Source organism: Novosphingobium sp. EMRT-2 (assembly GCF_005145025.1).
Classification (GTDB): Bacteria; Pseudomonadota; Alphaproteobacteria; order Sphingomonadales; family Sphingomonadaceae; genus Novosphingobium.
The window spans coordinates 659,148-678,588 of sequence record NZ_CP039695.1; the positions used below are offsets into that span (position 1 = coordinate 659,148).

At 63.5% G+C, this 19,441-nt stretch carries 17 protein-coding genes and 1 tRNA gene; 10 read left to right on the forward strand and 8 right to left on the reverse strand.

What is annotated here, in order from left to right; genetic code table 11:
• The first annotated feature begins 12 nt into the window (after positions 1-12).
• Positions 13-2,100 carry a TonB-dependent receptor gene (locus tag FA702_RS03385; RefSeq protein ID WP_255504788.1) on the forward strand — a complete coding sequence of 696 codons (2,088 nt, stop codon included), beginning with the start codon at positions 13-15 and terminating at the stop codon, positions 2,098-2,100.
• 4 nt (positions 2,101-2,104) lie between these two features.
• Complete coding sequence (locus tag FA702_RS03390) at positions 2,105-3,154, forward strand: PepSY domain-containing protein (RefSeq protein WP_136955028.1); 1,050 nt, start codon at positions 2,105-2,107, stop codon at positions 3,152-3,154.
• On the opposite strand, the gene FA702_RS03395 is transcribed toward FA702_RS03390, so the two are convergent.
• Both FA702_RS03395 and FA702_RS03400 read right to left on the reverse strand, forming a co-directional pair.
• On the reverse strand, positions 3,151-3,792 hold the full coding sequence (locus FA702_RS03395) for a 3-oxoacid CoA-transferase subunit B (RefSeq protein WP_136955029.1): 642 nt from the start codon (positions 3,790-3,792) through the stop codon (positions 3,151-3,153). The two genes, FA702_RS03390 and FA702_RS03395, sit on opposite strands and share 4 nt — an antisense overlap.
• A 16-nt stretch (positions 3,793-3,808) precedes the next feature.
• Complete coding sequence (locus tag FA702_RS03400) at positions 3,809-4,492, reverse strand: 3-oxoacid CoA-transferase subunit A (protein ID WP_136955030.1); 684 nt, start codon at positions 4,490-4,492, stop codon at positions 3,809-3,811.
• Positions 4,493-4,615: 123 nt separating this feature from the next.
• Here FA702_RS03400 and FA702_RS03405 point away from each other — a divergent pair, with 123 nt between their 5' ends.
• The 4 genes from FA702_RS03405 (at position 4,616) to tnpB (ending at position 8,386) form a co-directional block, all read left to right on the forward strand.
• The gene (locus FA702_RS03405) at positions 4,616-5,215 is read left to right on the forward strand and encodes a helix-turn-helix domain-containing protein (RefSeq protein ID WP_255504694.1); all 600 of its coding nucleotides are present in this window, start codon (positions 4,616-4,618) and stop codon (positions 5,213-5,215) included.
• Between the two features lie 215 nt (positions 5,216-5,430).
• Positions 5,431-6,894, forward strand: coding sequence for an IS21 family transposase (gene istA / locus FA702_RS03410; protein WP_162832905.1), 1,464 nt, complete (start codon positions 5,431-5,433; stop codon positions 6,892-6,894).
• Complete coding sequence (istB, locus tag FA702_RS03415) at positions 6,894-7,703, forward strand: IS21-like element helper ATPase IstB (RefSeq protein WP_009823666.1); 810 nt, start codon at positions 6,894-6,896, stop codon at positions 7,701-7,703. Before istA (FA702_RS03410) ends, istB (FA702_RS03415) begins: the two co-directional genes overlap by 1 nt.
• A 284-nt stretch (positions 7,704-7,987) precedes the next feature.
• Complete coding sequence (tnpB, locus tag FA702_RS03420) at positions 7,988-8,386, forward strand: IS66 family insertion sequence element accessory protein TnpB (protein ID WP_136955031.1); 399 nt, start codon at positions 7,988-7,990, stop codon at positions 8,384-8,386.
• Positions 8,387-8,439: 53 nt separating this feature from the next.
• On the opposite strand, the gene FA702_RS03425 is transcribed toward tnpB, so the two are convergent.
• From FA702_RS03425 to FA702_RS03445, 5 genes are all read right to left on the reverse strand, one after another.
• On the reverse strand, positions 8,440-8,760 hold the full coding sequence (locus FA702_RS03425; protein ID WP_136955032.1) for a hypothetical protein: 321 nt from the start codon (positions 8,758-8,760) through the stop codon (positions 8,440-8,442).
• Between the two features lie 551 nt (positions 8,761-9,311).
• Positions 9,312-10,079 carry an IS21-like element helper ATPase IstB gene (istB, locus tag FA702_RS03430; RefSeq protein ID WP_136955033.1) on the reverse strand — a complete coding sequence of 256 codons (768 nt, stop codon included), beginning with the start codon at positions 10,077-10,079 and terminating at the stop codon, positions 9,312-9,314.
• Positions 10,069-11,589, reverse strand: a complete 1,521-nt coding sequence (gene istA / locus FA702_RS03435) for an IS21 family transposase (RefSeq protein WP_136957248.1) — start codon at positions 11,587-11,589, stop codon at positions 10,069-10,071. The genes istB (FA702_RS03430) and istA (FA702_RS03435) overlap by 11 nt, the downstream gene beginning before the upstream one ends.
• An 87-nt stretch (positions 11,590-11,676) precedes the next feature.
• Positions 11,677-12,570 carry an integrase arm-type DNA-binding domain-containing protein gene (locus FA702_RS03440; protein WP_136955034.1) on the reverse strand — a complete coding sequence of 298 codons (894 nt, stop codon included), beginning with the start codon at positions 12,568-12,570 and terminating at the stop codon, positions 11,677-11,679.
• A gap of 157 nt (positions 12,571-12,727) precedes the next feature.
• Positions 12,728-12,817 (reverse strand) — tRNA-Ser (locus FA702_RS03445).
• Positions 12,818-12,980: 163 nt separating this feature from the next.
• Between FA702_RS03445 and hspQ the strand changes: the two genes are divergently transcribed.
• Positions 12,981-13,367, forward strand: coding sequence for a heat shock protein HspQ (hspQ, locus tag FA702_RS03450; RefSeq protein ID WP_136957249.1), 387 nt, complete (start codon positions 12,981-12,983; stop codon positions 13,365-13,367).
• 57 nt (positions 13,368-13,424) lie between these two features.
• Here the strand turns inward: hspQ and FA702_RS03455 are convergent, their stop codons facing one another.
• The gene (locus tag FA702_RS03455; protein ID WP_136955035.1) at positions 13,425-14,294 is read right to left on the reverse strand and encodes an ABC transporter permease; all 870 of its coding nucleotides are present in this window, start codon (positions 14,292-14,294) and stop codon (positions 13,425-13,427) included.
• A 158-nt stretch (positions 14,295-14,452) separates the two neighbouring features.
• On the opposite strand from FA702_RS03455, the gene FA702_RS03460 reads away from it, so the two are divergent.
• The 3 genes from FA702_RS03460 to FA702_RS03470 all read left to right on the forward strand — a co-directional run bounded on the left by FA702_RS03460 (position 14,453) and on the right by FA702_RS03470 (position 19,410).
• Positions 14,453-15,148 (forward strand): GcrA family cell cycle regulator, encoded by a 696-nt coding sequence (locus tag FA702_RS03460; protein WP_136955036.1) that lies wholly within the window; start codon positions 14,453-14,455, stop codon positions 15,146-15,148.
• A gap of 96 nt (positions 15,149-15,244) precedes the next feature.
• A complete protein-coding gene (locus tag FA702_RS03465) occupies positions 15,245-16,426 on the forward strand; it encodes a diguanylate cyclase (RefSeq protein ID WP_136955037.1) in 1,182 nt (393 codons plus the stop codon).
• A gap of 194 nt (positions 16,427-16,620) precedes the next feature.
• A complete protein-coding gene (locus FA702_RS03470; protein ID WP_136955038.1) occupies positions 16,621-19,410 on the forward strand; it encodes a TonB-dependent siderophore receptor in 2,790 nt (929 codons plus the stop codon).
• Positions 19,411-19,441 lie beyond the last annotated feature (31 nt).

A 19,441-nucleotide genomic window follows, 5' to 3' on the forward strand; every position in this document is an offset into this window, starting at 1 on the left:
GGAACGCTATCGCTGCCGCAAGCGGCGTCCGCGGAAACCGGAGGTGAAGGCGACGACACCCAGATCGTCGTGTCGGCCGCGCGCACGATCCTTCCGCCGAACGCCCTGCCCCTGACCGTCGAAGTGATCGACAAGGCTTCGCTGGAACAGCAGATGGCCATATCCGGTTCGGTGACCGATGCCGTCGCCACGCTTATCCCGTCGTTTTCGCCGACGCGCCAAAAACTCTCCGGGGCGGGAGAAACGCTGCGCGGACGTTCGCCGCTCTATGCCATCAACGGCATTCCGCAATCCACGCCCCTGCGCGACGGCAGCCGTGACGGCTTCACCATCGATGGCTTCTTCGTCGATCGCGTGGAAGTGATTTACGGCTCGAACGCTTTGCAGGGCATCGGCGGCACCGGCGGCATCGTCAACCAGGTGACGGTCGGCGCGCCCCAGGCCGATGGGCTTGGCGGGCGAATGCTGGTGCAGGGAACCAGCGGCGATGGCTTTGAAAGCGATGGCTTCGGCGGCAAGGTTGCCGGGCTGCTGCAATACAAGGCGGGCCGGTTCGACGCGACGGTGGGCGCCGCCTACGACAAGCGCGGCGTGTTCTATGACGGCAAGGGGCGCCGCAACGGCATCAACCTGACGCAAGGCGAAACGCAGGATTCGCGCACGCTCTCGCTGTTCGGCCGGTTCGGCTATGCGCTGTCCTCCACCGGCCGGATCGACCTGATCGCCAGCCGCTACGAACTGAAGGGCGATGGCGACTACGTGGCCGTGCAGGGCAACCGCGCCACCGGCCTGCCGACCAGCGCCACGCCCGGCACGCCCCCTGGCAAGCCTGCCGCCAACCGCACGGAAAGCGTGGCGCTGTCGATCACCGACACAGCGCTGTGGGGCGGCAACTTCGTCAGCCAGGTGTTCTTCAACCGCAGCCGCGATACCTTCGGCGGCGAGCCTACCCCGCAGGCGACGTTCCAGGACGCGCTGATCGCGCCGGTCGGCACCCTGTTCGACCAGTCGCAGAACCGGTCGCGCAAGATCGGCGGCAAGATCAGCTACGAACGGCCGGTGCCCGGCTTCGAGGCGCTGACCGCGATCGTCGGTTTCGATGCCCTGTGGGACAAGACCGAACAGCGCCTGATCGCCACCAACCGCGTCTGGGTGCCGCCCACCGATTTCCGCAGCTTCGCGCCGTTCGGCCAACTCAACCTGAAGCTGCTGGATGGCAAGCTGCGGCTGGCGGGCGGCGTCCGCTACGAGGATGTGCGGATCACTATCGACGATTTCACCACGCTCGCCACCTCCAACCGCACGTTCGTGAAAGGCGGCAGCCCGCGCTTTTCCGATGCGCTGTTCAACGGCGGCGTGATCGTCGAACCCTGGCCCGGCATCCGCGCCTATGCCAGCTATGCCGAAGGCTTCACCGTGCCCGATGTCGGGCGCGTTACCCGCGCCATCAACAAGCCGGGAATCGCGATCGACACTTATCTCAACATCAGGCCGATCGTGTCCAACAACCGGGAGATCGGGATCGAGGTAAAGCGCGGGCCGCTGGATGGCAGCGTCACCTACTTCTGGTCGACCAGCAAGGAGGGCCAGCTCCTCGTCCAGCGGCCGGACGGGATCTTCGACGTGCAGCGCCAGCGCGTCGAAATCCAGGGGCTGGAGCTGAATCTTGGCGTGCAGATGCCGATCGACGGGCTGAAGCTGGCGCTGGGTTACGCGCACCTGATCGGCCGGTCGGATACCAACAACGACGGCAGGGTCGACAGCGATCTGGATGGCGCCAACATCTCGCCCGACCGCCTGAACCTGGCCGCCAGCTACGCGCGCGGCCCGATCAGCGCGCGGGTACAGACCCAGGTCTATTTCGCCCGCACCTTCAAGGGCCTTGCGCGCGATCCCCGCAACGATTTCGGCGGCTATACCCTGACCGACGCCAGCCTGCGCTATCAGACCGCGATCGGCGGATGGACGCTGAGCGTGCAGAACCTGTTCGACAAGCAGTACATCGACTACGCGAGCGATACTACGCGCCCGACCGACAACTTCTTTTACTTCGCCGGGCGCGGGCGCGCCTTGACGCTGGGCTGGGACTACCGGTTCTGACCGGGTGAAGTGGCTCGATCTTCTCCACCGCTGGACCGGTGGCCTGCTCGGCCTGGTGCTGGCCGTGCTTGGCCTGTCGGGCGCGATCCTGGTCCACAAGGAGGACTGGATCGCCCTCCCCCATACGGGCGACGTACTGGTTGCCGATCCGGCGCGGATTGCAATGGCAACCGAACGGCTCCTGCCGGCACCGCGCGGCGGAGAGGCGCTGATCTACGCCAGCGAACGGTTCGGGCTGATCCAATTGCGCGCCCCCGGCGATGCCGGCGCCTATGCCGATCAGTCGGGGCATATCGTCGCGCGGTGGGACAGCCAGTGGCAGCGACCCGAACTCTGGCTGTTCGATCTGCACCACCACCTGTTCTCCGGGGATGCCGGCGAAACCGTGATCGGCATCGCGGGGCTGGCCGGCGTGTTCTTCGTCGTCTCCGGTACGATCCTGTGGTGGCGGACACGCCGCACGTTCCGCTGGCGGCTGCTGCCTTCGCGCCTGTCGCGCCCCGCGATCCTGTGGCATCACCGCGATCTGGGCATCGTGATCGCGCCTTTGCTGCTGCTGGTGACGCTGACAGGAACGATGATGGTGTTCCGGCCCGTCGCCGGACTGGTGCTCTGGCCCTTCTCCCCGCCCTCCGTGATCGAGGCGTCCCTGAAACCGCCCAGGCTCGCCAGCGGACCTCTCGCCGCGCGACCGGACTGGCGGGCAATGATCGAACAGGCGCAAGCCCGGTTCCCCGACGCGCGCCTGCGCATCCTCTCCCTGCCCCGCAAACCCGGCGATCCCGTCGCGATCCGCATGAAGCGGGCGGACGAATGGCTACCCAACGGCCGGTCGATGGTGTGGTTCGACGCCGGGACGGGCCGCATGCTGGGCTCTCGCGACGCACTGGACCTGCCCGCCGGAGCGCGGATGTTCAATCAGGTGTACCCGCTGCACGCCGCCAAGGTCGGCGGCCTTGCCTACCGCCTTCTCATGACCCTTGTGGGGCTGGGCCTGGCACTGCTGGGTAGCCTTACTGTGTGGACGTTCTGGTTCCGGAAGAAGGCGCGCTAGGCAGCCATGCGCAGCCGCACGCCCGTCAGCGCCTGCAGGGCATCAAGCGTAAGCCCGTCGATCATCTCCACGACCGAGGCGCCTTCCGGCCCCACATCGAACACGGCATGGTCGGTATAGATGCGCGATACGCACGCTAGCCCGGTGAGCGGATAGCTGCACGCCTCGACCAGCTTGCTTTGCCCCTCGCGCGTCATCAGGTCCATCATCACGAACGTGCGCTTGGCGCCGATGGCGAGGTCCATGGCCCCGCCCACCGCCGGGATCGCCCCCGGCGCGCCGGTGTGCCAGTTGGCCAGATCGCCGTGCACCGAAACCTGGAACGCGCCCAGCACGCAGATGTCGATGTGCCCGCCGCGCATCATCGCGAAGCTGTCGGCATGGTGGAAGAACGCGCCGCCCGCCAGCAGCGTGACCGGCTGCTTGCCCGCGTTGATCAGTTCCGGGTCCTCGTCGCCCGCGGCTGGCGCCGGCCCCATGCCGAGCAACCCGTTCTCGCTCTGGAGGATCACCTCCCGGTCGACCGGGAGGAAATCGGCCACGCGGGTCGGCAGGCCGATGCCGAGATTGACGTAGGCCCCTTCGGGAATGTCGCGGGCCACCCGGGCGGCCATCGCATCGCGGTCGAGACGCTTCATGCTGGTTTCCTTCCGTTCAGGCCGCGCGCGCGACAGAGGCCCCAAGCGCAACGACACGCTGGACGAAGATCCCCGGCGTCACCACCGTTTCCGGGTCCAGCGATCCCAGCGGCACGATCTCGTCGACCTGGACGATCGCGGTACGCGCCGCCATCGCCATGATCGGGCCGAAGTTGCGCGCGGTCTTGCGATAGACGAGGTTGCCCCAGCGATCGGCGCGGTGCGCCTTGATCAGCGCGAAATCGGCGTGGATTGGATATTCCAGCACGTAGTCGCGCCCGTCGATCCGGCGCGTTTCCTTGCCTTCGGCCAGCAGCGTGCCATAGCCGGTGGGCGTGAAGATCGCGCCCAGCCCGGCCCCGGCCGCCTGTATCCGCGCGGCAAGGTTGCCCTGCGGCACCAGTTCCAGCTCGATTTCCCCGGCACGATACCGCGCGTCGAAATGATGCGAATCCGACTGACGCGGGAACGAGCAGATGATCTTGCGCACGCGCCCGGCCTTAATCAGCGCGGCCACCCCGGTCTCGCCATTGCCAGCGTTGTTGTTGATGATGGTAAGGTCGCCCACGCCACGATCGATCAGCGCCTCGATCAGTTCGTCCGGCATGCCGGCCGTGCCGAACCCGCCGATCATCACCGACGCGCCATCGGCGATATCGGCCACCGCCGCGCGCACCGAAGCCACAGACTTGTCGATCACCGCCATTCTCCCGAAGCGCGTGCCCCGGCACGCCATGGATAGCACTTCGTGCCCTCTTGCATCTTGAGTCAACCGATAAACGGTATATTGTACGATTATCGTTTAAAAATCGGGAGCAGCCGCGTGGAAACGCCGCAGGAGAACGATCCGGATTTCATGATGTCGCTGGCGCGCGGGTTGGCGGTGCTGCGCTGCTTCGCCGACGAACAGCGGCCGATGACCATCGCCCAGGCGAGTCGCCTGACCGGGCTGAGCCGCCCGGCGGTCCGGCGCTGCCTGCACACGCTGGTCAGCCTGGGCTATGCCGCGCGCGACGAGAGTCGCTACACGCTGCGCCCGAAAGCGCTGGCGCTGGGCTACGCCTATCTGTCGTCCAACACGCTCGCCCAGCGCGCACAGCCCCTGCTCGACCGGTTGCGCGATGACATCCATGAATCCTGTTCGCTGGGCGTGCTGGAGGAAGGCGAGGTCTATTACGTCGCCCGTGCCGAAACGAGCCGCATCATGTCGATCTCGCTGCGCGTGGGCAGCCGCCTGCCGCTCTATGCCACGTCGATGGGGCGCGTCCTGCTCGCCGCCCTGCCCCGCGCGGAACAGGAGGCCTATCTGCGCACGACCGCGATCACCCCACTGACCAGCCGCACGCAGACCGATCCGGCCACGCTGCTAGAGACGCTCGGTGCGTGGCGACAACTACGATGGCCGGTTGAGCGGCAACTATGATGGCCGGTAGGATCGGTTGTCTGGGCTGATCGTAGGGAGGGGCGTAGCCCCGACCGGAGAGCGGACCAGACAACCGGTGGCGATCTTTTTCCCCTTCTTTCGGGGGGGCTGATCGGGGCTGTGGCGGGCGGTGGTATCGGAACACTCATCGAACAACGAGCGATGGGTTTGCGATGCCGGGCCACCACATTTCCGATCAGCAGGTATTTCTCTTCATGACCCATCGTCGCCAACACACCCAGGCCGTCGCGGCTGCCAAGGCCGGTATCAGCGAGCGCAGCGCACGCCGGATCGAGAACGATCCGCAGCTTCCGTCCCAGAAGAAGAAGGAGCGCCACTGGCGCACCCGCGCCGATCCGCTCGAGCCATTCTGGCCACGCGTCGAGGAGTTGCTCCAGATCGACGGTATCATTGCCGTCACGGTCTTCGAGACGCTCCAGGACGAGTTCGGCGAGGATGCTGTTCCCGATGCGATACGACGAACACTTGAACGCCGGATCGCCCGCTGGCGGGCACTGCACGGCGGCGAGAAGGAGATCTTCTTCCCGCAGCATCATGAGCCCGGTCGGCAGGGCCTGTCGGATTTCACGGTATGCGACAGTCTCAAGGTCACCGTTGCCGGCGAGACCCTGGCCTATCGCCTTTACCACTTCCGCTTGGCGGCGAGTGGCTGGGAGCATGCGGCTGTCGTGCTGGGCGGGGAGAGCTTTGCCGCCCTTTCGGAGCACCTGCAGGATGCCTTGTGGAAGCTGGGCGGCGCGCCGGCCGAACACCGCAGCGATTCCCTGTCAGCCGCCTACAAAAACCTCGACGCCGATGCGCAGCGGGATTTTACCCGAAGCTATGACGAGCTGTGCCGTCATTACGGCATGCTCGCTACCCGCAACAACCGCGGCGAGGCGCACGAGAACGGATCGATCGAAGGTCCCCATGCCCATCTCAAGCGACGGCTCGATCAGGCCTTACGCCGGCGGGGAAGCCGCGATTTCGTCAGCATCGAGGCCTGGCGCGAGTTCGTTGAGGCGCAGGTCGCCAGACAGAACCGGCGGCATGCTGCGCACATCGATGCAGAACGCAGGGTACTCAAGGCGCTGCCCGCAAGGCGAACCACCGATTTCGCCATGGTCACCGTCGATGTCACCCGCAACGGCACCGTCGCCATCGATCGGGTTACCTATTCGGTGCCTTCCCGCCTCGTCGGACGGCGCCTCAACGCGCATCTCTTTGACGATCGCATTGAGCTCTTCCTCGGTCCGGACAGGGTAATGTCCACGCCGCGTGTGCGGATCAGCCATCCCCACCGGGGGCACAGCATCGATTTCCGGCACATGATCGGTAACCTGCGCCGCAAGCCTGGTGCGCTGCGCAACCTCGTCTACCGCGAAGCCCTGTTCCCCGATCACGCCTACCGGCGGGCCTGGCAAGCCTTCGATGCCCAACTCGATGGACGGCAGGCCTGCCGCGATGCCGTCGCGCTGCTCGATATCGCCGCCAGGGGCGACTGTGTCGACGTGCTGGCCCGGCGGATCGATGAGGCACTCGACAGAGGGCGCTTGCCCGATGTCGATGCGCTCAGGGACGAGTTCCTGCCAACCGCAAGATCGCAGCGCGATGTCACTATCCCGCCTCCCGATCTGCACAGCTACAACAGCTTGATCGCCAGCGGGGAGGTGTACTGATGACCCGCACCAAGGACCAGGCCGCCGCCGTGCTGCCTACCCTGCTCAAGGCCTTGCGCCTGCCGAGTATCAACCGCAACTGGAAGCGCCTCACCGACACCGCCGATCGCGATGGCTGGCCGGCCGCCAACCTGCTGGCCTCGCTTCTCGAGATCGAGATGGCCGATCGCTCCTCCCGGCGCATCCAGCGCCATCGCGACCAGTCCGGCTTGCCCGCAGGCAAGACCTTCGCCACCTTCGATTTCGACGCAGCCCCCGGCATCCGCAAACCGCACCTCTTGTCCCTCGCCGCCGGTGACGACTGGATCGAGAGCGGCGGCAACCTGCTGCTGTTCGGCCAGAGCGGGACCGGCAAGACGCACGCAGTTGCTGCCATTGGTCATGCCCTCATCGACACGGGGCGGCGCGTCCTGTTCTGCTCCACCACCGACATGGTCCAGAAGCTCCAGTCCGCGCGCCGCGACCTCAGCCTACCCGCCATGCTCGACAAGCTCGACAAGTTCGATCTCATCGTGCTCGACGATCTGTCCTACGTCCGCAAGGACCAGGTCGAGACCAGCGCCTTGTTCGAGCTCATCGCCCACCGCTACGAACGCCACTCGCTCGCCATTACCGCCAACCAGCCATTTTCGGCATGGGACAACGTCTTCCCTGATCCCGCTATGACTGTCGCCGCGATCGACCGCCTCGTGCACCACTCGATCATCATCGAGATGAACGGCGAAAGCTACCGCAAACGTTCCGCCGTCGCCCGTATCAACGCCGGCGATTACGACCCGCCGAATGGCGCCCCGGACCGGCCATCATAATTGTCGCTGGCTTCGCGCTCGGGAGCACCCTTGCTGAGGCAACGGGTAATTGTCGCCAGCGGCAATTACATGCCAACCATCCCATGCGCTTCAGACCCTCGCTTCCGGCCAGCGTCAGCGACAATTACCCAGCGTCGTAATTGTCGCTCGACGGTTGCTCCCCGCAACAGCAAATGGTAGCCAGAATTCACCAACCGGCGCGGCCACCTATCGGCCATCATAATTGACGCCGACCGGACTCCGTAATCGTCGCGCTACATGCTGCGTGCATTCCGGGATGTCTCGTGATCTCGCTGGCGCCCGGAACGAAGGTCTATCTGGCAAGCAAGCCGGTCAGCATGCGGCTCGGCTTCGATGGGCTGGCGGCACTGGTTCGCCCGCTGTTCGCGGTCGAACCCTACGGCGGGCATGTTTTCCTCTTCCGAAGCAAGAGCGGCAACTACCTGAAGGCGCTGCACTGGGACGGGTGTCGTGTTGCCTCACATAAATTTGTTACCGCTTGCCTCAGCAGGAATGTTCCCTGTCGTCTTATCATAGCACCGCTTATGGGCTTTGGGCTGCGCGGAGCCTTTGGCGTAGTGCGGCCCGAAGCCCATAAGCTAAGGTTTGCTTTCGCACTGCTTACTCTGGTGAGCTCGGATGTACATAAGGCGGTACGTGGACACGCGCTCCCGCGGCAGTGACTGGGCCGAATAGCTCGCTGATTAGCTGCCCAATTGCCTCTTGGCGCCACGCTCTAACGCGTCTCTGTAATGTGGAGAGCTGTTGTAGAGTACGCGCCGGGATATCGCGCCTGGAACTCGGTGAGGAGCTCGAGCGCGGTCTGGTCGGGCTTCTGTTCGAGGCACTCGACCATTTCCGGCCAATGCTGGCCGAAGATTTCGGGGCGGCGTCCACGGGGTCTGTCGCTGCGCAGGCGATAGGTCTTGGGCCCCACGACCACGCCCCTCTCCCGAGCCCTCTTGCGCCAATCGCTCACTCGTCGGGCAAAAGTCTTGTACTGTTTTCGGGTGAACCGTCCCGGGAACTGGATGCAGAGCTCCTCGAAGAGCTGCATGGCACTGATGTTTGGAAGTTCTTCAAGCCGGCGGCACGCAATTGGCCATGCCAGGCGGAGTGCGTGGACTTTGGCGCTTCCGGGCTCAGCATAACTCGGCGTTGGACGACCAACCTGCTCCGGCGAAATTGGGGCGGACGAAGCAACCGATACCCGTTTTTCTGCCGGAACTGACATAGGCTGTTGTTTTGGCTTAGCCTGCAGGCCCCGTAGGTATTTGGGCACGCTGTCCGTCGAGAACGTTGGTCGAACCTCCCCCTCGCGCCAAGCGCTCGATAAGCGCCCTGCAAATGATACGAGGTCAGGAGAGTCAGATATTGGCGGCGGAATATTTTCACCAGCGGCCAGCACTGCGAGATATGCTTGAACGGCTCGGATCTCTTCCAGCAGCTTCAGGGGATCCAAAGAGGCTGCAATGTTTCGCAGTTGTTCCTTGGTTGCATCTGGAATGTTGAGTAGCGCTGAGGATTGACCCGGGATTATCACTGAGAATTGACCCGGGTGGGTGTGGGTTATGTGCTGCCCAAGAGGGGCACGGTCAAGAGTCGGGTTTATCCCTTTCTGGATTTGGGTGCGGCGGAGCTGGCCCTGAAGCGGAAGCTGTCATTGCCTGTCTCGAGGATGTGGCAATGATGGGTGAGGCGATCGAGCAAAGCTGTGGTCATCTTGGCATCGCCGAAGACGCCAGACCATTCGCTGAAGCTGAGGTTGGTTGTGATCACGACGCTGGTGCGCTCGTAGAGTTTGCTGAGCAGATGGAATAGCAGGGCGCCGCCTGACGGGCTGAACGGCAGATATCCCAGTTCATCCAGGATGATGAGATCGAGCTTGAGCAGCCGCTCGGCAATCTGGCCAGCCCTGTTGGCCGCCTTTTCCTGTTCAAGCGCATTGACCAGATCGACAGTGGCAAAGAAGCGCACTTTCCTGCGATGGTGCTCGACGGCCTGGACGCCAAGAGCGGTGGCCATGTGGCTCTTGCCGGTGCCAGGGCCGCCAATCAGCACAACATTGTCGGCACTGTCCATGAAGTCGCCGCGGTGGAGCTGACGTACCAATGCCTCATTGACCTCGCTGGCGGCAAAATCGAATCCGGCCAGGTCCTTGTATGCCGGGAAGCGAGCAGCCTTGATCTGATAGGCGATCGAGCGGACCTCGCGCTCGGCCATTTCTGCCTTGAGCAACTGGGACAGTGTCGGCACGGTCGCCTCGAACGCCGGGGCCCCTTGCTCGATCAGGTCGCTAACGGCTTGGGCCATGCCATACATCTTGAGGCCGCGGAGCATTACGACCACAGCAGCGCTGGCAGGATCATGACGCATGGCGCAACTCCCTCAGCGTGTCGTAGCGGCCAACATCGGCTTTGGGCTCCTTGCCGAGGCGCAAGGCTTGTGGAGCATCGATCGGGGGAGCCGGTGGTGCCTTCCCATCGATCAGGCGATGCAGGATATTGAGAACATGGGTTTTGGTTGCGACCCCGTCCTCGAGGGCAAGTTCAACAGCGCGCAGGACAGCCTGTTCGTCATGGTGCAGGACAAGGGACAGGATCTCGACCATTTCCTTGTCTCCGCCAGGCCGCTTGAGCAGCCTTACCTGTAGTTGCCGGAAGGCTTCGGGCATCTCCAGGAATGGGGCGCCATTGCGCAAGGCCCCCGGCTTGCGCTGAACAACGGCCAGATAGTGCCGCCAGTCATAGATCGTACGCCCGGACCTATGATGGGACCGATCAATGATCCGCTCGTGTTCACACAGGACCTGCCCTTCCGCGACAATGACGAGCCGTTCGGGGTACACACGCAGACTGACGGGCCGATTGGCGAAGGAGGCTGGCACGCTGTAACGATTGCGTTCGAAGGCAATCAGGCAAGTGGGTGACACACGCTTGGTTTGCTCGACGAAGCCATCAAAGGGTCGCCCCATGGGCATCAGGCTGGCCACCTCCTCGGCGTGTACATCTGCGATGGTGCCGGGCAGGCCGCCGTGATGGATGTTGGCCCACTGTGCGATGCATTGCTCTTCAAGCCAGACATTGAGTGTTGCGAGATCCGGGAAGTGAGGCATTGGCTGCCACAAGCGGTGGCGAGCGTCCTGGACGTTCTTCTCGACCTGCCCCTTCTCCCAGCCTGAGGCTGGATTGCAGAAATCCGTCTCGAACAGATAGTGGCTGGCAAGCGCGGCAAAGCGTGCGTTCACCTGTCGGGCCTTGCCGCGGCCAATCTTGTCGACTGCGGTTTTCATGTTGTCGAAGATCCCGCGCTGCGGCACGCCACCCAAAACTCGGAACGCCTGCGTCAGCGCATCGAACAACATCTCGTGGGTCTGCAGCAGATAAGCCCGAACGATGTACGCTCGGCTATGCGACAGCTTGGTATGAGCCACTTGCAGCTTGACCTGCTTGCCACCCAGAACCGCATAGTCCTCGCTCCAGTCGAACTGGAAGGCCTCACCGGGCTGAAATACCAGCGGCACGAATGTCCCGCGTCCGCTGGTCTGTTGCTCATATTGGCGCCCACGCTTCCATTCCCGCGCAAACGCCGCCACTCGAGTATATGAGCCGTCAAAGCCGAGTGCGACGAGATCGGCGTAAAGCTGCTTGGCCGTCCGCTTCTGTTTGCGCGACTTGCCAGCCTCCACCCGCAGCCACCCCGTCAACTTCTCAGCAAAGGGGTCCAGCTTGCTCGGTCTATCAGGAACCCTGAATACCGGCTCCACCGCCTCGGCGCGAAGATATTTGCGGATCGTGTTGCGCGATAACCCCGTTCGCCGCTTGATCTCGCGAATGGATATGCCTTGCCGAAAGTGCCAGCGGCGGATCACACTGAGTAGGTCCATGTCGATCACTCCGATGCCTCCCGACTGTCAGCCGGAGGCGAGGAAAGCATGGGTCAATTCTCAGTGATAATTTCTGGCCCTCCCGGGTCAATTCTCAGCGCTACTCAACAGCTCAAACCCCTCCTCGCGCTTCTGATCGTTGGCAAGTTTCATGTGCCCGGCTGGTATGCGCCAGATTGCATTCGGACATGGCTCTTCATTTTTCCAGTCGATGTTCTCCAGTTCCGTCCAGGCCATTGACCGGACAGAGCCAAGCCGCTGAGCCGTCAAGGCGACGTACCGGGAAGCCAGTTTCGTGAGCGGCGATGCCAGTTCGATCTCGGTCTTGCGGATCATGTCCTGCAACCCCTCCAGATCAAGGATCGCAGGCCTCTTTCGACCGCGCGGAATGGGCTTCAGCGCTTTTCCCACCACTGCTGCCGGATCCCTCGTCGCAAGTCCCTCAGCGATCGCGTGCACAAAAACTGCCGACATTCTTTGGCGAACACGATGCGCAGTTTCGATCGCTCCGCGACTTTCGATCTTTCTCAGAACGGTCAGCACTACTGGCTCGTCGATTTCCGCTACCGGGAGGAGGCCAATCCATGGAAAGACCTCCTTCTCGAGGCTCGAGATAACATCTCTCGAATGCACCGGTGTCCAGCGCTCTTCTTGGAGAGCGAACCAGTTCCGGGCCATCACCTCAAAAGTGTTTGAAACTGCAACGCTCCTTGCGATGGCAGCCTTCTTCGCCTCAATGCCCGGATCTTTCCCCTCGGCCAGCAGCTTGCGCGCTTCAAGTTTTCGATCACGGGCCTGCCTCAGGGACATTTCCGGGTAAGCCCCAAGAACGAGCCTGCGTTCTTTTCCCGCGAAACGATATTTCAGACGCCAACTCCGCCGACCGGACTTAGCGACAAACAGGTACAAGCCCTCGGAATCGGAGAGCTTGTAATCCTTGTCTTTTGCTTTCGCCTGTCGGACCGCCAGTTCGCTGAGCATTTGTGCCCCCAAATTTGCTGTTCGATGCCCCCAAGAATGCCCCCAATCGTCACGGACACATGTGGAAAAATCGAAACAAATAGAGAACAACACATAGCGCCAAAAGGCAGAAAATCAAGGGATTCCGGCCATTTCTGGACGCTTGAGGAAGGGTGGCTGGCGGAGAGGGTGGGATTCGAACCCACGGTACGGTTGCCCGTACACCGCATTTCGAGTGCGGCGCATTCGACCACTCTGCCACCTCTCCATGAAGCGCCAAGGGACGGCTTAGGAAGCCGCCCGGTCGAGGAAGCGCGCCGTTAGCGCATGGATTGGGGCTTGCCAAGCAGAAAGATGACGCAATGCACAAGGGCTCGCTTGTTTCGCCCTGCGCCCAGCCCTATATTGCTGCCATGCCCCATATTCCCTCCATGGACACGGATCAGGCCCGCTACTTTTCGCAGCAGGCGGGTCGGCATGTTTCCGCGCCTCACGTCGCCACGGCGCGCTTCGCGATCGGTGATGTCGTGAAGCACCGGCTGTTCGATTTCCGTGGCGTTATCTTCGATATCGACCCGGTTTTCGCCAACAGCGATGAATGGTATGAATCCATTCCGGCAGACATGCGCCCGCCGCGCGACCAGCCTTTCTATCATCTCCTCGCCGAAAACGAGGAGAGCAGCTATGTCGCCTATGTCAGCCAGCAGAACCTGATGGCCGATCCCGACACTGGGCCAGTAGAGCACCCTTCGCTTGACCAGATGTTCGATGGCTATCGCAACGGCCGCTATCGCCTGCGCCGGAGCCTGTCCCACTAAGCGAACTCGCGGGGGCGAGCCGGCGCATTGGCGCTTAGCCCGCCTTCCCCGTGGGCGTCAGCTCTTCAGCTTCCAGCCGGACCGCAGCAACGCATAGGTGACGCCCGCCAGCGCCACGTTCAGCACGCCCAGGCCGATCGCGCCGTGCAGCACGGCAAGGTTGCTGTCGCCGATGTCGCTTTCCCCGAGAAAGCCGAAGCGGAAACCGGAAATCACATAGAAGATCGGATTGACCCGGCTGATCGCCTGGAACGCGGGGGCTAGCCGGTCGATCACGTAGAACGTGCCCGAAAGCATCGACATCGGCGTGATGATGAAGTTCGTCACCGCCGCGTTGTGATCGAACTTTTCCGCCCACATCGACGTCAGCACGCCAATGAGCGCCAGCAGCGTCGCCCCCATCAGGCCGAACCACACGATCGCCCAGGGGTGCTTCGCCTCCAGGTGCACGCCCGGCCACAGCATCATCGCCGCCGTAACGGCAAGGCCGACCAGAACGGCGCGCGTAACCGCCGCGCCGACCAGCGCCAGCAGCAGTTCCCCTTCGGAAACCGGCGGCATCAGATAGTCGATGATCGTGCCTTGGATCTTGCCGGCAAGGAAGCTGAAGCTCGAATTGGCGAAGGCGTTGTTGATCATGCCCATGGCGATCAGGCCTGGCGCCACGAAGCTGGCGAACGGCACGCCCAGCACCACGCGGCCGCCGCCGCCAAGCGCGAGCGTGAAGATAGCGAGATACAGCAGGGTGGTGACGGCCGGCGCCCAGATCGTCTGGGTCTGCACCTTGAAGAACCGCCGCACCTCCTTCATATAGAGGGTCCACAATCCCAGCCGGTTGAAACCGCGGAAAATCGGTTGCCCAGGTTGCGGAAAGCTGCCGTGATACCGGTTGTCGACCCCTGCGGGGGACGTGATTTGATCTGCCATGGCAGATGCGGTATCGCGCCGGCCTGCCTCTGACAAGGGCTGGCGGCAACGGCGTGACGAAGCTGGCGCGGGGGCCGTCCCCGCGTTGGGGAACACGATCGGCGCCGATGGCGGAAACGCGGGTCGCGCAGGGTTTTATACGAAGGATTGGCACGGGCATGAGCTGGACCGAAGAGCGGATCGAGAAGCTGACGAAGATGTGGGAAGGCGGCGCCACCGCCAGCCAGATCGCCGAGGAACTCGGTGGCGTCAGCCGCAATGCCGTGATCGGCAAGGCCCATCGCCTGGGGCTGAAGGCGCGCCCGTCCCCGGTGAAGGCAAATGAGAAGCCCGAGGCGCCGTCGGCGCCCAAGGTCGCCCGCCCGGCATCGCCCGAACCGCGTGCCGCCGCGCCGGCGCCGCGCCCTGCTCCGGTCGCTCCGCCGAGCGCGCCCGCGGCCGCTCCGGCCCCACGTCCCGCGCCCGCCGCGCCTGTCGGTGCCACGCCAGACGCGCCTGCAGCTCCCGCCGCTCCCCAACCACGGATCGTGTCGGTCGGCCCCGGCGGCTTCCTGCGCCAGGGACCTGGCGATCAGCAGGCGCCGATACCGCCGGCCCCGCCCCGCCGGCTCGTTCCCGCCCGCCCCAGCCCCGAAGTGGCGGAAAAGACCAGCCTGCTCGACCTCAACGATCGCATCTGCCGCTGGCCGATGGGCCATCCGGGCGAGCCCGATTTCCATTTCTGCGGCGAGAAGGTGAACCCCGGCTTCCCCTATTGCGTCGAGCATTGCGGGCGAGCCTATCAGGCGCAGCTTCCGCGTGGGCATCGCCGTCCGCCGCCGCCCATGCCCTTCGGCGGTCCGCGCGTCCGCTAACCTTCGGAAATGATAAACTCTTCGATGCGGCTCCGGAATCAGGGAAATCCGCATCGGAGGGATTAACTATAGCGCGATCGCGCCGTCCTGTGGGGCATGACCGATCATGACCCCAGCTTCCCCCGTAAGGCGCGTTGGTTGGCCTGGCTTGGCCTTGCCCATGAAGAGCATGCTGATTCCTCCTCTGCCGGAGCGCACCCGGAAGAAGGCGCCGCGCACTTCTACCGCGATCCGACCCCGCAGGAAGTCTGGCTGCCTGCCAAGCGGCGAATGCTGGGCAAGATCACCGATTTCCTGATCGATCATGATCTCGATGTGCTGCCATTCACGCTGGGCGTCGCCTATGACTGCGTCACCGGCGCGAGCCCCCGCCTGGCGCAGTTGATCCTGGAACGCACCGAAGCCGGCCAGCTGGTGAACCTGCGCTGGCTGGAAGAAGTCGCGCGCGAGCACGACAACGACAAGAGCACCGAAGTGCTCACCTCGCTGATGAACCGCCTCGAGCGCAGCCTCGACGAGCTGGGCGAAACCACGGCGGGCGCGCGGTCGGCAACCAGCGAATACAACAGTGCGCTGCGCGAGCACTTCGACGAACTCGAGGAAGCGAGCGAAACCAACGCCGTCATCTCGCGCCTGGCGAAGCTGACCGAAGCGATGATCGACCGCACGCACCAGATCGAAAAGCAGCTGTGCGAAAGCGAACAGCGCACGCGCGAACTGCAGCGGACGCTGGATGAAACGCGCCAGGTTGCCAATCACGATCACCTGACCGGCCTGCCCAATCGCCGCGCATTCGAACATCTCCTGGAGCGCGAATATCGCGAAGCGCTGGCCTCCGGCGAGGCGCTGGCGATCGCGTTCTGCGACATCGACCACTTCAAGCGGATCAACGACGTGCACGGCCACCCGGCCGGTGACCGCGTGCTGAAGTTCGTCGCGGAATCGCTCGACAAGATTTCGGATGCGCGCTGCTACGTCGCCCGGCACGGCGGCGAGGAATTCGCGGTGCTGTTCCGTGGCATCACGGTGGAAAAGGCTTACAGGAAGCTCGACGCGACGCGCGAGGAAATCGCGCAGCGCCGGCTCGTCAACCGCGTTACCGACCTGCCCTTCGGCAGCGTGACTTTCTCGGCCGGCCTCGCAGACCTGTTTTCCTACGCCGACAAGAGCGCGGCGCTGAAGGCAGCCGATGAAGCGCTTTATGTCGCCAAGGAAAGCGGTCGCAACCAGATCGTCATCGCGCGCGGCGGCGGGCACGGCTTCGAAGCGGCAGCCTGACGATCGCCGTCAGCCGGAAGGGCAAGGGTCGTTCAACGGCGCCGGCATTTTTTGCCTGATCTTGTCTGGTTAACATCGAATTGTGTCTCGTGTTTGCAACAGGTTGCCACGAGCTTAACACTCAACCGTGTTTTGCGTTGCAAAATCGCCGCCTTTCCCAGCAAAATCATATATCCAAAGTTTCAGAGGCAACCATGAAAACTCATCTCAACGTCTTGGCCAATGGACTGGCCAGGTCTGCTATCGCCATCGCCCTGCTGGCTCCCGCTGCCGCGTTTGCGCAGGAAGCGCCCCAGACAGCGGCCGAAAACGGCGCAGCCGAAGCGGCCCAGCCTGAAATCGTGGTAACCGGATCGCGTCTGCGCCGCGCGACGGACTACGCGACCGCCAGCCCCACCGTTTCGCTCGGCTCGCAACTCTTGCAGCAGTCCGGCACCACCAACCTCACCGACTTCCTCACCGGCCTGCCCGCGCTGGTTGGCTCGTCGACCTCGCGCGACAATTCGGGCGATCGTGCGGGCATCGGCACCACCGGTCTCAACCTGCTCAACCTGCGCAATCTGGGTGTAGATCGCACGCTGGTGCTGGTTGACGGCCGCCGCCATGTCTCGGGCCTCGAAGGTTCGCAGGCGGTGGACATCAACACCATTCCCGAAGACCTGATCGAGCGGATCGACGTGCTCACCGGCGGCGCTTCCGCCGTCTATGGCGCCGATGGCGTCACGGGCGTGGTCAACTTCGTGCTCAAGAAGAACTTCGAGGGCATTACCGCGCGCGCACAGGCCGGCATCAGCAAATACGGCGATGCCGGAAACAGGCTGATCGGCATCACGGCTGGCCACAATTTCGCGGGCGGACGGGGCAATATCTCGATCGCTTACGAATACGGCGGGGAAGATCGGCTGAACTCGCGGCAGCGGCCCGAACTGAGCGGCACCGACGCCGTGAGCTTCGTGCGCAATCCCAATTACGTGGCAGGGCAGCCCGGCTCCTATTCCCGCGTGCCGATGAAGGACGTCCGCTACCAGTGGACCGCCCGCGGCGGCGCGGTGGACGTCGATTTCGACGGCGTGCCCGATTACAACGGCGATGGCCGGCCCTATAATCTCGGGACCGCCATTCCCGGCGGCTACTCGGTCGGCAGCGATGATACGCTGGTATCGGACTACCGCAACGACCTGCGTCCATCGACCAACCGCCACGTCGTCAATCTTCTCGGCCACTTCGACGTGTCCGACAAGCTGCAACTGTTCGGCGAGGTCAAGTACGCCAACGTGAAGGCCTATTCGCTGGCCCAGCCCACGTTCGACTATTACCTGTTCGTGCCGGAGGACAACCCCTACATCCCGGCCGCGATCAAGTCGGCGATCGATCCGGCGAATGGCGGCGTGCTGGTTACGCGTGACAACTTCGACCTTGGGCAGCGCGGCGAAAGCATCAAGCGCGAGACCTGGCGGACCGTGGTCGGTGCGCGGGGCGATCTGAACGAAAGCCTGCACTACGAAGTCAGCTATGTCTTCGGGCAGACCAACGTCACCAATCACTTCGTCAACGATCGTTATACCGACCGCTTCATGGCCGCGATCGACGCGGTGGACGATGGCACCGGCAAGGTTACCTGCCGCGTCAATCTCGATCCCACGGCGGCGCAGGCGATCACGTTCAAGCCCGGCGAATGCGTGCCGTTCAACCTGTTTGGCGAAGGCAAGTCCTCGCAGGCCGCGCTGGATTTCATCCACGCCAATACCACCGAGCATTCGCGCATCACGCAGCACGTGGTGAACGGCTTCGTCAGTGGCGATACACGCAGCTTCTTCTCGCTTCCCGGCGGTCCGGTCGGCTTCGTGCTGGGTGGCGAATACCGCAAGGAAAGCTCGCGCTTCGATCCCGATCCGCTGGAAGTGCAGGGCCTGACGTTCTCGAACGTGCTGAACCCCAGCCGTGGCTCGTTCGATGTGAAGGAAGGATTCGCGGAAATCGATCTTCCGGTGTTCAAGGACCGGCCCTTCTTCCAGACGCTCGATTTCAGCGCGGCGGTGCGCCTGTCGGACTACTCGTCGATCGGACACACCACGACCTGGAAGTTCGATGGCAACTGGGCGCCGGTGCGTGATATCCGCTTCCGCGGCACGATTTCGCAGGCGGTACGCGCGCCGAATATCTCGGAACTCTACGGCGCGTCCTCGCAGACCTTCGCGTTCTTCGACGATCCCTGCATCGTCGCCAACCGTTCGGCCGGCACCTCGACCCGCGCTGCCAACTGCCAGGCCATCCTGTCACAGGCCGGGCTGACGCCGGCGCAGATCGCCTCGTTCGACGATACGCGATCGACCAACATCGCGGGAACGCAAGGCGGCAATGCCGGTCTGCGTGCCGAAGTTGCCAGAACGTGGACGGCGGGCGTCGTGCTCACCCCCCGCTTCGTGCCGGGCTTGCAGGTGTCGTTCGACTGGTACGACATCAAGCTGAAGCAGGCGATCAACACGGTGGAAGCACAGCAGCTTGCCGAACTGTGCGTCGATCAGCCGACGATCAACAACCAGTTCTGCTCCTCGATCCATCGCGCCAGCGGCACCGGCCTGATAGACGACTTCACGCTGCAGCCGCAGAACGTCGCGAACTTCCGCACGTCCGGCCTCGACGTCAACCTGAACTACCGTTTCGCGGTGAAGAAGGTCGGCGCATTCGAGCTGAAGGTGATCGGCAGCTATCTCAACAAGCTGAGCACCATCGGTACGCCGGGCGCGGAACCGACCGATGAGCGCGGGCAGGCATTCTATTATTCGCCCAAGTACCAGCTCTATGCGAGCGCGACCTATTCCACTGGGCGCTTCGCGTTCAACTACAACATGTCGTGGTGGGACAAGACGCTGCGTTACACGCTGGTGCAGCAGGCTAACAATCCCAACTACGTCGCGCCGGAATACAAGTATTTCAAGCCGCGCGCCGTTCACAACATCTGGACACCTCGAAGAACCGTCTGATTTTGGCGTAATTGCGATGTGATGGCACAGG

Excerpts from the sequence above, each read along its gene's own strand:
- FA702_RS03395 (WP_136955029.1), bottom strand. The coding sequence starts at position 3,792 with ATGAAGCGTCTCGACCGCGATGCGATGGCCGCCCGGGTGGCCCGCGAC.
- istA (WP_162832905.1), top strand. The coding sequence starts at position 5,431 with ATGACCCATCGTCGCCAACACACCCAGGCCGTCGCGGCTGCCAAGGCC.
- istB (WP_009823666.1), top strand. The coding sequence starts at position 6,894 with ATGACCCGCACCAAGGACCAGGCCGCCGCCGTGCTGCCTACCCTGCTC.
- FA702_RS03425 (WP_136955032.1), bottom strand. The coding sequence starts at position 8,760 with ATGCAGCTCTTCGAGGAGCTCTGCATCCAGTTCCCGGGACGGTTCACC.
- istB (WP_136955033.1), bottom strand. The coding sequence starts at position 10,079 with ATGCGTCATGATCCTGCCAGCGCTGCTGTGGTCGTAATGCTCCGCGGC.
- istA (WP_136957248.1), bottom strand. The coding sequence starts at position 11,589 with ATGGACCTACTCAGTGTGATCCGCCGCTGGCACTTTCGGCAAGGCATA.
- FA702_RS03440 (WP_136955034.1), bottom strand. The coding sequence starts at position 12,570 with ATGCTCAGCGAACTGGCGGTCCGACAGGCGAAAGCAAAAGACAAGGAT.
- hspQ (WP_136957249.1), top strand. The coding sequence starts at position 12,981 with ATGGACACGGATCAGGCCCGCTACTTTTCGCAGCAGGCGGGTCGGCAT.
- FA702_RS03455 (WP_136955035.1), bottom strand. The coding sequence starts at position 14,294 with ATGGCAGATCAAATCACGTCCCCCGCAGGGGTCGACAACCGGTATCAC.
- FA702_RS03460 (WP_136955036.1), top strand. The coding sequence starts at position 14,453 with ATGAGCTGGACCGAAGAGCGGATCGAGAAGCTGACGAAGATGTGGGAA.
- FA702_RS03465 (WP_136955037.1), top strand. The coding sequence starts at position 15,245 with ATGACCGATCATGACCCCAGCTTCCCCCGTAAGGCGCGTTGGTTGGCC.
- FA702_RS03470 (WP_136955038.1), top strand. The coding sequence starts at position 16,621 with ATGAAAACTCATCTCAACGTCTTGGCCAATGGACTGGCCAGGTCTGCT.